Source organism: Aureibacillus halotolerans, assembly GCF_004363045.1.
Classification (GTDB): Bacteria; Bacillota; Bacilli; order Bacillales; family DSM-28697; genus Aureibacillus; species Aureibacillus halotolerans.
Genome location: NZ_SNYJ01000005.1, coordinates 32,044 through 48,098, shown reverse-complemented (window position 1 = coordinate 48,098; position 16,055 = coordinate 32,044). Strand labels below are relative to the sequence as shown.

The following is a 16,055-nucleotide window of genomic DNA, read 5'->3' as shown; positions in this document are numbered from 1 at the left end:
CTGTTCTTCGATGTTTTTTTAAAAGGCGCATTACGACAATGATTCACTTGATTTTCTTAAAATTTTTCCAAACCAAAAGGATGCTTGCTTCGTCTAAAATGGAGAAAGGGGTGAAACGTAGATGGCTGAACTTGAGGAAATAGAAATAAATAGTAATTGCATAGAAAATACTGAGCAAATTATCGGCCAATTAATGGATAACTACAGCGATGATGTACTGCATCTTGTTTTTTCATATGTAAAGAATCGAACGACAGCTGAGGATTTAACGCAAGAGATATTTATTAAGTGCTATGAAAAATTAGGTCAGTTTAATGATAAGTCATCCATAAAAACGTGGCTGTATCGAATTGCCATTAATCATTGTAAGGATTACTTACGTAGTTGGCATTATCGTAAAGTAAAATTCAGCGATAAAGTTTGGGACTATATCCCATCTAAATCAAACCATGTGGACGAGGAAGTCATCTCAAAAAATGTAGCAAATCGTTTAACGAGTGCTGTTATGGAGTTACCAGTAAAATACAGAGAAGTTGTTTTTTTATATTACTACGAGGAGCTTTCTTTAGTAAATATCAGCAAGATTACGGATGTAAATAGCAATACATTGAAAACGAGATTAAAAACTGCCAGAGAATTATTAAAGAATAAGATGAAAAAGGAGGTTTAACGATGGGCGATCCATTCTATAGCTTAAAGAATTCTTTTAAAAAAGATTTTGAAGGCCTTTCTTTTTCCGAGGAGAGAAAAAATGCGGTGAAAGAAACGATCCGGAGGAAGCAATCTCACCTAGACCTCGAGTATTGGAAAGTAGAAACCCTTAAAAATGTATTAGATTCACTGAAACATGAAGCAAAGTATGGGTACGATATTTCCACCCAACTATTTCGAAAAGACGAGCTTAGCTTCAAAAGCAATGAAGGCCAGATTTACACCCTTTTACATCTACTAGAAAATAAGAAAATCATTACTTCAAAATGGATGGAAGACAGGAAATACTATTCCCTAACTACGAAAGGAAAAAAATATCTAGCTGCTTGCGAACATAGAGATTCTAAACAACATGCATCACTGAAATATCTAATTGAGGAGGATTCTTTATGAGTTCTTCTAAATTTGAGGGCTATTTAAATAAAGTAATCTCTAAAGTGAAATCCAAGGAAGCTCATCATATGATCATAAAAGAGCTTAGTAGTCATATGGAAGAGCTAAGCCAATCCTTTCAAAAAGGCGGATTATCTATAAAGGATGCGGACAAAAAGGCAATGCAGGAGATGGGCGATCCCTCTACTGTTGGTAAAAACATGAATCTTCTTCATCAACCGAGAATGGATTGGCTCCTTATTGTTTTATTTGTTATTCTTGCAGGCATTAGTTTTCTTCCACTGATTGGTGGGGTTTCAGTACCTAGCTTTTCTTTTATGAAAAAACAAGTCGTCTGGCTCGTCCTTGCTATTCTTGCTCTCATAGGGTTTCTTTTCTTTGATTACAGGAAACTGAAAAACTTGTGGATGTATTTTTATGGAGGTGGCATACTCCTATTTTTCACAACGTTTTTAGTTGGCATTGAGCTTAACGGAGCAAAAAGATGGATTTCTTTCGGGGGTATTACGATTGACGGACCAGCTATATCCTTATTTTTATTTCTCATAGCGTGGGCCGGCATTTTTGCCAAAATCAATGCGTTTAAGGGGTGGAAAAAACATGGAATGCTATTATTCCTATTTTGGACTCCAGCCCTTCTCTACATCATAATCCCACATTTTATGTTTAGTATGATATATGTTTTATGCGTATTAGCCATGTATGTGTTTTCTTATATCCATAAACAATTTGCCATTAAAGTAGCCGTGGGTCATTTGCTTCTAGGTATCATTTTCATTAGTACGATGATTTTTAAATTACCTAAAAACCATCTCTCTGATACACTCATACCATTGAACGATATCCTTTCAGAGGCTGGTTGGTTCGGCCAGGGACTTTACAATGATCTAAAGCTCCCTGAAGCACATATCGATTTTGTATTCCCATTTCTCGTCTATTCTCTTGGGTGGGTATTCGGAATTACCCTTTGTCTACTTCTCTTTGTATTTATTTTGCGAATTTCATTAAATGCGTTTAAAACAAAGGATGTATTCGGCAAATTATTAGCCATCGGAGGGGCTGCATTATTTATTGTCCCCGCTTGTTGGAACATTCTAATGGGTCTTGGAATAGTCCCCATCATGGTTGTACCCTTGCCGTTTATTAGTTATGGAGGAAGCCTGTTGCTAGGGTACTCTGTACTATTAGGCCTGATTCTGAGCGTTTATCGAAGAAAGGATATTGTAGAACCTACACTGGTAAATTGATTTAGTGTATAACCGTTACCAAATACTCTATTAAAGCTATGAGAAGACTCTACCATATAGGGACAGGACAATTCGTTAAACGACTAGGGCGTGTCTGAGAACGCAGAAGGTGACGCAAAGGCTGTGACATTTGCTTCTAAGCGAGTTTATATGAGGGGGCCAACATCCTTCTATGCAAAAGCCTTTTTCATCAGATGAGAAATTATTGTATGAATATAGTTAAACAAGCATAAAAAAGATCAATGTAAAACCAAAAAGAACCGGAATTATGTACACTTGGTACTGTTCCGGTTCTCATTGATTTTACTTTATTGCAATAAACCTACTCCACCGTAACACTCTTCGCCAAGTTCCGTGGTTTATCAACGTCACAGCCGCGATGAAGAGCGGCGTAGTATGCGATGAGCTGGAATGGGATGACGCTGGCGAGTGGGCTGAAGTGCGGATGCACTTCGGGCAGCACGTGCTGGTCGCCTGGGCGAGCCTGGTCATGGGACACGATCGCACAGGTGTTGGCGCCACGGGCGGCAACTTCCTGCAGGTTGCCTCGTAGGTGGCCTGCGACATGCTCCTGGGTGATCAGACCGAAGACTGGCGTGCCGTCTTCAATTAAGGCAATCGTGCCGTGCTTCAGTTCGCCACCGGCAAAGCCTTCTGCCTGGATGTACGAGATTTCTTTCAGTTTCAGCGCAGCTTCCATCACGACGTAATAATCGACAGCGCGGCCGATAAAGAAGGCGTTGCGTGTCTCGGATAGATAATCGCGAGCGATTTGCTCGTAGTCGTCCTTCTGGGCGCACAGCACTTCCATCGCATTGGCGACAATCGCTAATTCTTGCAATGGATCAAACGTGAGCGTGCGTCCTTTGCCATTGGCCACATCGACAGACAAGATCGATAGAACAGCGATCTGTGCAGTGTAGGCTTTCGTCGAAGCCACCGCAATTTCCGGACCAGCGTGCAGCAATAATGTATGATCGGCCTCTCTCGACAACGTCGAGCCTGGCGAATTGGTAATCGTGAGCGTAGGGTGCCCGAGCTGTTTCACGTCAACAAGGACGCTGCGGCAGTCGGCGGTTTCCCCACTCTGTGAGATAAAGACAAACAACGGGCGCTCAGACAACAATGGCATGTTGTAGCTGAACTCACTGGCAATGTGCACTTCAGTAGGCACTCCGGCAATCGTTTCTAGAAACTGCTTGCCGACGAGACCTGCATGCCAGCTCGTGCCACACGCAATAATGTACAAACGATCGGCGGCTTTAACGGCTTGGCGAACGCCTTCGTCCACCTTTAGTTTGCCGGATTCGTCTTTGTATTGCTGGATAATGCGGCGCATAACGAGCGGCTGCTCATCGATTTCCTTGAGCATAAAGTGCGGATACGTGCCTTTTTCAATATCGGCCGCATCCAGTTCCGCGGTGTAGGGCTCTCTAGACACAGGTGTGCCGTCGAGCGCAGAGATGTGTGCCGCATTCTCGGTGAGCACAACGACCTCTCCGTCCATAATTTCCACATATTGATCGGTAAGTGCAAGGGTGGCCATCGCATCACTAGCGACGACATTTCCATGCTCCCCTAACCCAACAAGCAATGGGCTTTTTTGTTTGGCTACAAGAATTCGGCCTGGGGTTTCATTGTCGAGCAACGCAAGCGCAAAGGACCCTTTTAATAGGCCAAGCGTTTTCCGGAACGCTTCTTCTGCCTCTAGACCTTGCTTTGTGAACTGCTCAACAATCTGGACAATGATTTCAGTGTCGGTGTCGCTTGTCATGCCAACGTCCATCAGATGCTCGGTTTTAAGCTCCTGATAGTTTTCAATCACGCCGTTATGCACAAGCGTAAAACGACCCGATTCGCTTTGGTGTGGATGCGCGTTTGCATGGCTTGGTACGCCGTGTGTTGCCCAACGTGTATGACCAATGCCTGTTGCGCCAACTGCGTCGTCAGCGACAACGCCACGAAGCGCTTCGATACGGCCTTTTTCTTTATACACCTTCACGCCATTCGCGTCCATGAGGGCAATACCCGCCGAGTCATACCCACGATACTCCAGACGCTCCAAACCTTTTAACAAAATTTCCTTTGCCTGTTCCGATCCAATATATCCTACAATTCCGCACATGTGCTTTCATCCTCTCAAACTAACGAGGGCGATGAAAGCAGGGCTTTCTCGCCCCCGCTGTTCTTTTCGTTTTGTATGAAAGCTTGTGATTGTGTTTTTGTTCAAAGAGTCACCTCTCTGTTTTGAACACAATCTTAACGACCGAAGCTACTACGGCCGGGAGGCATCCGCCGATGCTCGATGATCCTCCTCCTCGTCAACTAAACCTTCCGTTTAGTTCAGGCGCTTTATGAAACTAGGAAACGTCCAACCCTCTCTTTCTTTACTAGAATAAAAGACATGCCCGAACGGCTGGCTCGAACACGCACCTATGATACCGCGGCAAAGATTCATTCGTCAACTCTCTGCCGCTTTATGTCTCATTACTACTGGTATGCCGTTCGACCTAATTTGGTGACGGCTATGCCATTTGCCTTACGCCTTCATGCCCAGCTCTTCTTCGATCACATCAACGACGCGCTGCACGTAAATGCGACACTCGTCTTCCGTCGGTGCTTCTGCCATGACACGTACGAGTGGCTCTGTACCCGATGGTCGAACGAGAATGCGGCCGTTTTCGCCCATTTCGGACTGTACTTGTTCAATCGTCTCAAGAATACGCGTGTTTGTGTTCATACTGTTTTTGTCAATGACGCGCACGTTCACTAAATGCTGCGGAAACTTCTCCATCCCAGCGACCAGCTCAGAGAGTGGTTTTCCCGTCACTTTCATAATATTGGCAAGCTGCAATGCACTCAGCAAGCCATCTCCGGTCGTGTTGTAATCAAGGAAAATGATGTGCCCAGACTGCTCACCACCAAGGTTAAAGTTACCTTTGCGCATTTCCTCCATCACATAACGATCGCCAACAGCTGTTTTTGCACTGCGTATACCGATCTCATCGAGGGCTTTGTAGTACCCAATATTGCTCATAATAGTACTAACGACGGTATTGTTTTTTAGGCGATTTTCCTCACGCATAAATTTCGCACAAACGTACAAAATGTAGTCGCCATCAATCACACGTCCGTTCTCGTCAATCGCAATCAGACGATCGCCATCTCCATCAAAGGAGAAACCAACGTCCGCGCCTTTTTCCTTCACCACAGCAGCTAAAGTCTCAGGGTGGGTGGAGCCCACACCAGCGTTAATATTCAAGCCGTTTGGCGATGTGCCAATTGACGTAATATCCGCCTCAAGGTCAGCAAACAAATGCGAAGCCAACGAAGAAGTTGCTCCGTGTGCACAGTCGAGGGCAATATGTAGGCCATCGAAATCTTCATCCACAGTATGTTTTAAGTATTGTAGGTATTTTTGTGTGCCTTCAAAGTAGTCAGTGACTTGACCCAAGTCTGCGCCGACTGGACGTGGCAGTTCATCATCCGCTGCATCAATAAGAGACTCAATTTCCGCTTCTTGAGCGTCCAATAATTTAAAACCGTCTGGGCCAAAAAACTTGATGCCGTTGTCTTCCACAGGGTTATGGGACGCAGAAATCATGACCCCTGCTTGAGCGCCCATTGCCTTCGTTAAATAAGCAACGCCCGGTGTAGATATAACGCCAATGCGCATCACCTCTGCCCCAATAGACAGCAATCCTGCGACGAGAGCGCCTTCAAGCATATGTCCAGAAATGCGTGTATCTCTTCCAATCAGGACCTTTGGCTTTTCGTTGTTTCTGGTCAGTACATATCCGCCGCAACGGCCAATCTTAAACGCAAGCTCTGGCGTTAATTCGCTGTTGGCCACGCCACGTACACCATCTGTTCCAAAATATTTACCCATAAAAGTCAATCGCTCCTTCGTTTTTTGCAAAAACGATTATTTCGCAGATTCAAGCGAACCTGCATTTGTCTGGCACGTTTGCCAAAACCGTTCTATGCTGCGTCTGTTGCTGTCGTGTCAGTTTCTGCATCCGTGTCCTCAGTGTTTGCTGGTGGTGGTGCTTCCGTATTGTCTGGTGTGCCGATCGTCACCACTGCGGTTTGACGTGGCAGCGTGAATGCGATCCCGTCGACAGGAGTCACCTGCAAAGGCACCTCATGTGTTCCCTGTCCAAGGCCTGATAAATCAGCTATGACAATGATGTCCTCATTGGTCAGACCACTCAAAATACTTTCAGCTCCAGTGGCAGACACATTCATAACGCCGCCTTGAGGAGCGGAAATGGCAATTTCCTCTCCTTCAGGGGCATTTTCAGCTTGCACCTGCACTTCTGGCACTTGGACCGTCGCATCTGGAATTTCATCTACAGTGACATCAACTGTTACCGTCTCTGGATCTGCCGTAATGCTTTCCGGAAGGTCGAGTCCGATTTCAATAGCGTCGCTGCTGTCGATGCCAGAGAGGTCAATTCCCTCCGTTTGTATGCGCTCAATACCGTCAAGCACGTTCTGTGGACCGGAGATCGTCACTTGCTGTGGCGTAGGTGAAAGATTTGAGACTTCGAAGCCTTCTGCGGCATCCCCAGTTCCTACTGCCTCAATTGGAACGGTTTTGCTAGGGGCAGCCACCGGCACTTCGACCTCGACACTAGATGGTTCAACAGTCACATCAAGCTCATTGCCTCGTTGGTCGTATACCTTAACAAGTGCATTCGACTGGAAGGTTTCTGAAATATTGGCTAGGTCAATCCAGGTTTTCACAAGCGCAATGCGTTCCATTTCGCTTTGCGGCCCAGTCACCCTCACGGAATCTGGTTGTACGATCGCATCTCCCGCACTATAACCCTCTGCCATATTCCCTTGATTAATATAGTCTATGCTTACAGGATAGACATTTGATACCTCTGGCTCAATCGTTACATTGATCTGCGCAGGGTCTAACGTCACGTTAAGGCGATTGGAGAAGCCTGAGTATTGGACATCCACCTCATGCGTGCCAGGCTCCAAGCCTGTCACATCGACAAACACTTCAAAATTTTGCTGGTTTAACGTGGCACGAATCACACTCGTCGGACCTTCTAAGTAAATGTCTGCCGTTTGTGCTTCATCCGACACAACATATTGCGGACCCTCAGTATGAGTGGCAATTGGAACGTTGTAAATTTCCTCAGTTTCCGAAACTTGCGGAAGCACATTTGAATTGTTCCTGTCCCCCGGCGTCGTTTCGGTCGTGACGATCAAAAACAACAAAACCGCCAGCACGAGTGAAATAATCTTGACGAACCACGGCGTATTCATCAATTTATCCATTTTTACGCCCCCTCCATTGCCACTTAGATGCGGTGACAGATTTGGCAGGCAACATGGTTTCTTCTGAAAGCATTTCCTTTAATGCATCAATTGTTAAATCTCTGTGTAATTCCCCATTCTTCGTTAACGACACTTGGCCCGTTTCTTCAGACACGATAACTGTCAGACAGTCTGTGACTTCACTGATTCCCAATGCAGCTCTGTGCCTTGTCCCAAGCTCTTTCGTAATAAACGGGCTTTCTGAGAGGGGCAAGTAACACGCCGCTGCGGCAATCTCTTGTTGTTTAAGAATGACGGCGCCATCATGGAGCGGGGTGTTTGGAATGAACAAGTTAATGAGTAGCTCAGAGGTAAGTCTGGCATTCATTTGAATACCGGTTTCAACATATTCATTCAAGCCGGTTTCACGTTCAATCGAGATCAATGCCCCAATTCTACGTTTGGCCATGTACTGAACTGCTTTGCCTATGGCTTCAATCGTCCGTGTCTGCTCATCTTCTTCATTAAAGGAGCCCCTTGAGAAAAGCTTGCCTCGCCCTAATTGTTCGAGTGCCCTTCGAAGCTCCGGCTGAAAGATGATAATGACGGCAAGGAAACCCCAGGTGACCGCTTCGCCCATCAGCCATTCCAACGTTCGGAGACCAAAGTAGCTGCTAATGAACCAGACACCAAAAATGACGACGATGCCTTTTAACAGCTGCACGGCCTTCGTGCCACGAATGAGCATGATCAGCTTGTACACCACGTACCAAACGACAAGAATATCCACGATCGTCGTTACATATTGAATCCAAGGGAGTTCTTCAAAGTTCATCCCTCACACTTCCTTCGGTACGAAAAATTAAAGCGGTTGTATTGGTCATCATGCCCAACACCAGCCTCATTATATCACAGAATGGCACATCAATAGGAATCAGCAGCGTCTTACTTTTGCCCCTTTTTCACCTAGACCTTTCGTCCCCCTCGTCCATTTTAAGGACATGTGGGGGTGATGGAAAAGTAGAATATCAATATGAAGGGGTCACTGCGCGGTGCCGTGCACCTCAGGGAAGTTGCGTTCCTGTCGAACACACTCCCTTTTATCCACACAGTTTGGATTGGAAACCGAGCACTTTCCCGGTCTATCCGAGCACCTCAGGGCTGTATCCGCACAGTAAGAGCTCCTCTCACTCTATATAAAAAAGAATTGCCGCTCAACCACTCGGCAATTCTTCCGTTTATATCTATCCTAGAAAAGTGATTTGAGCTGGTACAAGAGCCACTCAAACACTTGATCAATTTCTTCAATGTCGCCAACGACCTTACCGGATTTTGCCATATATTGCTCGCCATTACCTAAAATGTTTCCGTTAATCACGGTCACATTCCCTGTGACTTTTCCGCGTATGTCCAAGTCCCCATTCTTCACTAGCACATCGCCTTCGATGACTTCACCTTCAGGGACAATCACAGTGCTGCCTTCGACATCCAGATTGCTTTGTGAAGACATTTGTAGCTGATCTTGGTCTGTCCAGACGGCAGAGATGCCTCCGACAAATAATAGAAAGAAAATGGCTGCGGCTGTCACTATCGGGTGAGCGGTAAACCATCGGCGGTAAACCACTGTTTTTTTCTCTTTTGGGAGCTGACCGAGAACAGAAGCTGTAAACCCATCAGGTGCTTCCATTTTTGGTGTCGCTTGAATGATAGCAACGGTTTTCTTCAGCTCAACATAATGCTGGTGACATGTTGAGCATTCTTTTAAATGCTGATGAAGCTCTTTTTGCTTTTCAGCTGAAAGCTCACCGTCTAAATAATCGTGCATCATTTCAACAATTTGAGTAGGGCACCCCATGCTTGCTCCTCCTTTCATCAGGCTTTTCCAAGTCGTTTTCTTAGCGCCTCACGACCACGGCGAATTCTCGTTTTGACTGTATTGATTGGCAAGTCAAGGATGTCTGAGATTTCTTTCAAGGACAAATCCTCAATGTATTTTAATACAACGGCAGAACGATACTTCAACGGGAGGCCCATAATTTCCTCTTGTATCCACCCCTGGAGTTCCAAAGATTCCACTTGCTCCTCCACAAGCGGATCTTCAGACGATAGTTGTGAATACATATCGAGACCTTCCGTCCCGTGCACTTCCGCATCCAAAGAGAAGTCCGGCTTTTTCTTCCGCATACGATCAATGGACACATTCGTCGCAATCCGATAGAGCCACGTGGAGAACTTCTTCGAGGTATCATACGTATGGATGTTTACATACGCTCGAATAAACGCCTCTTGTGCCATATCCTCTGCTTCGTGCGCATTCCCTAGCACTCTATAACATATATGGTACACCTTATTCTTATAAAGCTCGACAATATCGCCGTACGCATTTTGATCGCCTTTCTTCACCTGGCGAATGCGTTCCTTCACTATTGAGTCCATGATTTACCTCCGCTCGCTGCGGCTATCCGTTATATACGATTGATCTCTCCGCAAGGTTTCATTCTTTGATAAAAATTTTTCATAAAACAGATGTGCGCTGAAATGCGGATTCTGTCTAGAAGCGCACCACTGTATTATACCAAAGGTTGACAGAGAAATAATTGGGGCAATGTGTTTTTTTGTTAATCAAATGAAGTTGAGAAGTTTCTCAAGGCAATATATTTTTTGTTTTTGGCTCGCTTTCTTTCTCCTCGGGATCGCTTCCGCTCCGTGCGTTCCTTTGCTATGCACACCTTTACTGTTTGTCACTCAAGAGCTTTATGGGACGCCCAAAAGTTAACATTCGTATTCCATTTTCAAAAATTCAAATGTACTTCCATTTGTGTCCTGCATAAAAGTAGTCGTTTCTATAAATCCAACTTTCCGATAAAGTTTGATCGCTCTTTGATTAAAGGTCGCAACTGATAATGTTATTTTTTTTGGTTTAAATTCACTTTTCACAAATGCTATACCTGCGTTTAGAAACTTTACTCCTTCGCCTTTACCGGTTAAGTCCGGTCTCATTCCTAAGCCTATATCGAATGTAGAATCTTCTCCCTTGTACACGCTAAAAAAACCGACCAATTCATTATACATAGTAACGGAATACATAGTGTCCCCTCGTTTTTTCGGGTCCACAAATTCCTCTAAATCTTCTTTATCGGCTTCCATATCATAAAAAGAATAATCTCCATCATAATGCCATTTATATGCGATATCCATAGCTTGTTCTTGGGTCATCATTTCAAATGTATATGTCATCATTGTCCCCTTTGACCTTTATTCCATCATCCTTCTTCATTAAGTACGGAAGAAATATGATCCAACCGCAATTGCATCATACCGCTTCTATCCACTCAATTATTCGAGATAAACGAAAAACAACCCTTCTCAATGATGAAGGGTTGTCGTGTGTCAGATGAGCCATGGAGGATTCGAACCTCCGACCCTCTGATTAAAAGTCAGATGCTCTACCAACTGAGCTAATGGCTCGTGGCTGGGCTAGCTGGATTCGAACCAACGAGTGACGGAGTCAAAGTCCGTTGCCTTACCGCTTGGCTATAGCCCAATCACAATGGTGGAGGGGGGCGGATTCGAACCGCCGAACCCGGAGGGAGCGGATTTACAGTCCGCCGCGTTTAGCCACTTCGCTACCCCTCCATTGTAAAAATCATTGGTGACCCGTACGGGATTCGAACCCGTGTTACCGCCGTGAAAGGGCGGTGTCTTAACCGCTTGACCAACGGGCCTCTTTTCAAACGCCAGATATCATTATATAAGGCAGGCCAACAAAAAACAAGCGTTTTTAGAAGAAATTTTAATAAAAGTGATATCTTTGACTGCTCAACTTTCGCGCCTTACATTTTGGAGACACGCTTAGATATAGCTGGGTAAATCTGAAATTCAATATTGGGGTTGCTTTCTATGCAAGCTGCCATACGCTCGCTTTCCGCGGGCTTCTGCTGCGCCTCCTCGATCGCTTGCGCGCTCTGTGGGGTCTCGCTAGTGGCTGCTTTTAATGATCAGCATTTATGCTTTAATTACAATTAAAAAAAGATTCTTTTGGTGATTAAGGGGTAGATGATTTTTGTCCTGCGTAAGTTATCTAAACATATGTCCACCGCTGCATCAACACTGCACTAGGTGATGTAACTTTGCAGAAACGATGCACTTCCTTATCTTGTTTGGTAAACAACACGTCTTAACACACTTTCTTACTCGAGGGTTTTGCATAATTATTGAACCTTGCGGCGCAAGGGTTTTAAAACAAAGGAAAAGGACTTCACCCCAAATTGTAGAAAGAGATAAGTAGCGAAACCTATCTTTCCAAAGGAGTGAAGTCCTCTTTGTATATTCTACAAGATTCTCTATTTACCTTGCAAGAGTTGCTTGAGATGGAATCAAATGATCGTTTTTCAATCTTTTTTAAAGAGCTTGACCTTCGACCTTATGCCGCCATGTTGAAAAGCAAATCACCCCAAGGTGCTCAAGGGCATTCTCGTGAAGCGATATTACGAGCACTCCTCATCGCACCACTTGAAGGGTATTTCACTTTTACAGCCCTTCACAGAAGATTGGACAGTGATATATCGTTTCGTTACCGATGTGGATTTTCTCTCGAAGACAAAGCGCCTTCCATTTCAACATTAAGCCGAACCTTTCGTCAGCTGACAGATCAGGGTCTTCTTGATCAACTCTTTAACGATTTAGTTCAGCGTTGTTGGGATGAAGGCATCATTGATGGAACCACGATTGCCATTGACAGCACAGCGATTGACGCCTATGAGAAAAAACGACCAAAATCACGCTGCCAACAGAAGGATGAAGCGTCATGGGGAGCGAAACGTGACAGCTTCGGAAACCTACTCACTTGGTTTGGATACAAGGCTCACTTAGCCGTTGATACAGCGAGCGAGCTACCCGTCGCCATTGAAGTCACACCAGCCCATATAACGGATGGTGAGATCGGACCGAGCCTCGTCGAGAAAGCCGCACAGTCTGTCTCTTTCACCTATGTCACGGGAGATGCCGGATATGATCAAAAAAGAAACTACGAAGTGGTCAAAGCACATGGCGCCCAAGCCATCATTCCATTGAATCTCAGGAACGAGAAAGAACCGCCATCTGGTTTTTCGTCCATTGGAACGCCGCGCTGTTCGATGGGCTATGACATGACCTATTGGGGGACAGACGGGTCACATTTGAAATTCCGCTGTCCTCATGCCACGGGCCATGTAGAGTGTCCCCACGGCACTACATGGTGTTCGCCATCCAATTACGGAATGGTGAAAAAGGTCGATGTAGACCAAGATGTCCGCCGGTTTTCGCAACCTCACCGTGGAACGCGTCATTGGAACGAAACGTACAAGCAAAGGTCGAGTGTCGAAAGAGTTAATTCTCGAATGAAAGATCACTTGACGTCGGATGATCTCCACGTGAGAAAACTGAAAAAAGTGACCACATATATCATTCTGAATGCCATCGTTCTTTTAGCTTCATCGCTAGCTGCGAAGCGAACAATCGCTCAGAATGCGGCTTGAGGATCGTTGAAAAACTGACACCCCTACCCGCTATTAAAACATTCTGCCCGTCTGTCCTTTTCTAGGTGATCGAACAGAAGGAAGCTGAGCACGTTTGGAATCCGCATGCTCATCCATGGATTTCATGCGAATTCTATCTGATTTGTTTCTAGAAAGTTGTTATTTTGCAAAACCCTCACTCGTTATACGAGACCCGGACAAATAAAAAAATTTACGCAGAAACAAACATCAGCGTAGTCAAAACACGCAGACTCCTGCGGGAACAGCGCGAGCTGAAGATCCCGCAGGAAAGCTTTAGCTTTCTGAGGAAGCTGAAGCCGTGCCCGCGGAAAGCGAAGTATTTTGACGAAGTGATCGTGATTTCATCCTTTTCTTTGCGCCTATAGGGGCACAAGTGCAGCATCGACTCGATAAGACCTCGACGCGTTTTCTTTTAAGTCAAGCGATCTATCTCACCTTACTTCTACTCAAGATTTGCTAGCTAACATTGAAGGTGATTTTTGCACTGCGAAAGTTGTCTTTGATTATTAATATGATTTGTTTTCTACCAAAAAACCAAAAACCTACGTCAATCTGCTGACAAAACATCACTTCCCTAGCGGATTCTATGGTAAAATGCCCAAAAAGAATTAAAATTTCGTCATAGGAAAGAGGGGTCCTTTGAAAAGCATTTTGTACGTCTGTCACGGTACACGATCGGAAGCAGGACAGCAAGAATCCAAACAATACATTCGCGCCCTTCAAAGTCACTTTGATGTCCCTATGCAAATAACGTCATTCCTCGAGCTGACAAGCCCGACCATTCCAGAATCGTTAGACCTCATGATTAAGAAGAATGTGCATGACATTTTAATCATGCCAATTTTGCTCTTTTCCGCGGGGCATGCGAAGGTGGATATCCCGACTGAAGCAGATCGGGTGTTGCTGCAATACCCCCATGTACGAGCTTCTTACGGGCAACCAATCGGTGATCACAAAACGATGCCTGCCATTGTTGAAAAACAGGTCGCTTCCTGCGGTACCCCACCCTCTCCCGAAGATACCATTTTAATCGTTGGGAGAGGAAGCAGAGACGATGCAGCAACTGAGGATTTTGAAGCCATTGTGGAAGCATACCGTCATCGTTCAGGCCATCCTAACGTGGAAACCTGCTATCTCGCCGTTCAGAAACCAACTTTTCAGGAAGCGTTTGAGAATGCTTTGGCGGGAGGAACAAAGGTGTACGTCGTTCCTTACCTCGTCTTTACCGGCTTGCTGATGAATGATTTAGAGAAAGCTGTACAGATGGCAAACCACCAAGGGCATCAAGCCAAGCTTGCCACTTACTTGAGCAAACATTCGGAACTTATGGATGTGTTCATTGACCGTGTAAAGGAAGGCATTGTTCAGGAGAGACTTTCCTTTTGAACGCTTTTCCGGTCATGCTCAACTTACAGAATAAACGTGTTGCCGTTATTGGGGGCGGGTCCATTGCCGAACGAAAGGTGCGCGCCTTGCTTCCCCACCAACCTGAGTTATCTGTCGTTAGTCCGGAGGTAACGCCTGGACTAGCGGCATTGCATGAGGAAGGGACGCTTGTCTGGCAGAAAAGAGCTTTCCATTCCTCGGATGTGCTTAACTGTTTTTTCGTCGTTGCGGCGGCTCCACATTCTGTCAACGAAGAGGTCGCTCGTGCTGTTCACCCCTCTACGCTACTTAATGTAGCTTCTGATGCAAGCCTCGGCAACGCCACCATTCCTGCGTTTGAACAAGCAGGGAGCCTGACGCTCGCGCTTTCTACAAATGGAGCTAGTCCAGCCTATGCGAAGCAGCTAACGACGGCTTGGGCCGCACAATTTACGCAACAAGACGAGGCTTATGTGGCTTTTTTACGAACTTGTCGCCAACTTCTAAAAACGAAAGATGTGTCGGCTGCCTACAAACGGGAGCAACTCATACAGCTGTTAGATCCATTGTACAAAGACGTTCGTGCGCAAGAGCAACTGCTCGCCACCCTTCACGCGCTGCCCGATCAATAAGAGCAACATACGAAAAGGAGGTGGAGCTGCCGCACGACCGAGCGTGGCAGTGACCCAACATGTTAAAAGGATTACAACAACGCACCATCGCCCTTGCCGGTGGACGAAAAAGTGAAGAACTGACAGCGATGATTGAAAAAAACGAAGGCCAGTCCGTCGTTTGTCCGATTCAAGGCACTTCGTTTCTGCGTGAAGAAGCCGTCCTTCAAGATATAGAGAAGGTTCTAGCGGCAGAGCCCGACTGGTTTATGCTGACGACCGGCATGGGGGCACGAAAAATACAGGATGTGGCCGAGCAGGCGAACAAAAAAGACGACTGGATCACCGCATTGAATACCGCATCCATCGCTTCTCGCGGACGAAAAACACAGGCGTATCTCGCAGACAATGGTCTATCCAGTACAATATCGGATGAAGACGGCACGATACGTTTGCTTTTGAAGCAATGGCTTCCTACATTAAAAGGAACCGAGACCATTGCTGTTCAGCTTTATGACCATGAGCCAGAATGGGTGAACGACATTCGAGACACCGGTTGCAGCGTCGTTACGCTACAGCCGTACGTCCATGAAATGCCTCCAGAGGAAACATTGGCAGAACTGTTGGACCACGTTCTCCAGCACCGTGTAAATGCCGTTGCCTTTACAAGTGCTACACAGGTCCGCCACTTGTTCACGTATGCAAAAAAGGCGAACAACGATGAAGCCTTGCAGCAGGCCTTTAATCGTCAGGACGTTGTCGCTGGATCGGTTGGCAAAGTCACCTCTGAAGCCTTGCACGAGGAAGGCGTAACTAGTTTTGTAGAATCAGCAAGCCAACGTATGGGCGACTTAATTGTTCAATTGGCCAATCACCTAGAATCGGTTAGCAATCGTTAAACACCCATTCGCATT

At 45.7% G+C, this 16,055-nt stretch carries 14 protein-coding genes and 4 tRNA genes; 7 read left to right on the top strand and 11 right to left on the bottom strand.

The annotated features are described in order from the left end of the window. Nucleotides 1–121: 121 nt before the first annotated feature. Genes EV213_RS07530 through EV213_RS07520 form a run of 3 tightly spaced genes read left to right on the top strand, consistent with a single transcriptional unit; the run spans nt 122 to nt 2,351 of the window. Complete coding sequence (locus EV213_RS07530; RefSeq protein WP_133579908.1) at nt 122–670, top strand: sigma-70 family RNA polymerase sigma factor; 549 nt, start codon at nt 122–124, stop codon at nt 668–670. Nucleotides 671–672: 2 nt separating this feature from the next. Beyond that, complete coding sequence (locus tag EV213_RS07525) at nt 673–1,104, top strand: PadR family transcriptional regulator (protein WP_133579907.1); 432 nt, start codon at nt 673–675, stop codon at nt 1,102–1,104. After that, nucleotides 1,101–2,351: an FtsW/RodA/SpoVE family cell cycle protein gene (locus tag EV213_RS07520; protein ID WP_133579906.1), complete on the top strand. Its 1,251-nt coding sequence runs from the start codon at nt 1,101–1,103 to the stop codon at nt 2,349–2,351. The genes EV213_RS07525 and EV213_RS07520 overlap by 4 nt, the downstream gene beginning before the upstream one ends. Nucleotides 2,352–2,673: 322 nt before the next feature. Here the strand turns inward: EV213_RS07520 and glmS are convergent, their stop codons facing one another. The 11 genes from glmS to EV213_RS07465 all read right to left on the bottom strand — a co-directional run bounded on the left by glmS (nt 2,674) and on the right by EV213_RS07465 (nt 11,353). Then, entirely contained in the window at nt 2,674–4,476 is a 1,803-nt protein-coding gene (gene glmS, locus EV213_RS07515; RefSeq protein ID WP_133579905.1) for a glutamine--fructose-6-phosphate transaminase (isomerizing), read from the bottom strand. A 414-nt stretch (nt 4,477–4,890) separates the two neighbouring features. Further along, nucleotides 4,891–6,240: a phosphoglucosamine mutase gene (glmM, locus tag EV213_RS07510; protein ID WP_133579904.1), complete on the bottom strand. Its 1,350-nt coding sequence runs from the start codon at nt 6,238–6,240 to the stop codon at nt 4,891–4,893. Between the two features lie 92 nt (nt 6,241–6,332). Next, a complete protein-coding gene (locus EV213_RS07505) occupies nt 6,333–7,649 on the bottom strand; it encodes a CdaR family protein (RefSeq protein ID WP_133579903.1) in 1,317 nt (438 codons plus the stop codon). After that, nucleotides 7,642–8,463, bottom strand: coding sequence for a diadenylate cyclase CdaA (cdaA, locus tag EV213_RS07500; RefSeq protein ID WP_133579902.1), 822 nt, complete (start codon nt 8,461–8,463; stop codon nt 7,642–7,644). Before cdaA ends, EV213_RS07505 begins: the two co-directional genes overlap by 8 nt. Nucleotides 8,464–8,877: 414 nt before the next feature. Next, complete coding sequence (locus EV213_RS07495; RefSeq protein ID WP_133579901.1) at nt 8,878–9,483, bottom strand: anti-sigma factor family protein; 606 nt, start codon at nt 9,481–9,483, stop codon at nt 8,878–8,880. A gap of 17 nt (nt 9,484–9,500) precedes the next feature. Next, nucleotides 9,501–10,064 carry an RNA polymerase sigma factor SigW gene (gene sigW / locus EV213_RS07490; protein ID WP_133579900.1) on the bottom strand — a complete coding sequence of 188 codons (564 nt, stop codon included), beginning with the start codon at nt 10,062–10,064 and terminating at the stop codon, nt 9,501–9,503. Between the two features lie 336 nt (nt 10,065–10,400). Continuing rightward, on the bottom strand, nt 10,401–10,865 hold the full coding sequence (locus EV213_RS07485; RefSeq protein WP_133580097.1) for a GNAT family N-acetyltransferase: 465 nt from the start codon (nt 10,863–10,865) through the stop codon (nt 10,401–10,403). 158 nt (nt 10,866–11,023) lie between these two features. Next, nucleotides 11,024–11,096, bottom strand: a tRNA-Lys gene (locus EV213_RS07480). Between the two features lies 1 nt (nt 11,097). Then, a tRNA-Gln gene (locus tag EV213_RS07475) sits at nt 11,098–11,172 on the bottom strand. A gap of 7 nt (nt 11,173–11,179) precedes the next feature. Continuing rightward, a tRNA-Tyr gene (locus tag EV213_RS07470) sits at nt 11,180–11,264 on the bottom strand. A 14-nt stretch (nt 11,265–11,278) separates the two neighbouring features. Beyond that, a tRNA-Glu gene (locus EV213_RS07465) sits at nt 11,279–11,353 on the bottom strand. A 597-nt stretch (nt 11,354–11,950) separates the two neighbouring features. On the opposite strand from EV213_RS07465, the gene EV213_RS07460 reads away from it, so the two are divergent. The 4 genes from EV213_RS07460 (at nt 11,951) to EV213_RS07445 (ending at nt 16,040) form a co-directional block, all read left to right on the top strand. Beyond that, nucleotides 11,951–13,144, top strand: a complete 1,194-nt coding sequence (locus EV213_RS07460) for a transposase (protein ID WP_133579899.1) — start codon at nt 11,951–11,953, stop codon at nt 13,142–13,144. Between the two features lie 660 nt (nt 13,145–13,804). Continuing rightward, a complete protein-coding gene (locus EV213_RS07455; RefSeq protein WP_133579898.1) occupies nt 13,805–14,551 on the top strand; it encodes a sirohydrochlorin chelatase in 747 nt (248 codons plus the stop codon). Further along, complete coding sequence (locus tag EV213_RS07450) at nt 14,548–15,162, top strand: NAD(P)-dependent oxidoreductase (RefSeq protein ID WP_133579897.1); 615 nt, start codon at nt 14,548–14,550, stop codon at nt 15,160–15,162. The genes EV213_RS07455 and EV213_RS07450 overlap by 4 nt, the downstream gene beginning before the upstream one ends. A 59-nt stretch (nt 15,163–15,221) precedes the next feature. Next, a complete protein-coding gene (locus EV213_RS07445) occupies nt 15,222–16,040 on the top strand; it encodes a uroporphyrinogen-III synthase (protein WP_133579896.1) in 819 nt (272 codons plus the stop codon). Nucleotides 16,041–16,055 lie beyond the last annotated feature (15 nt).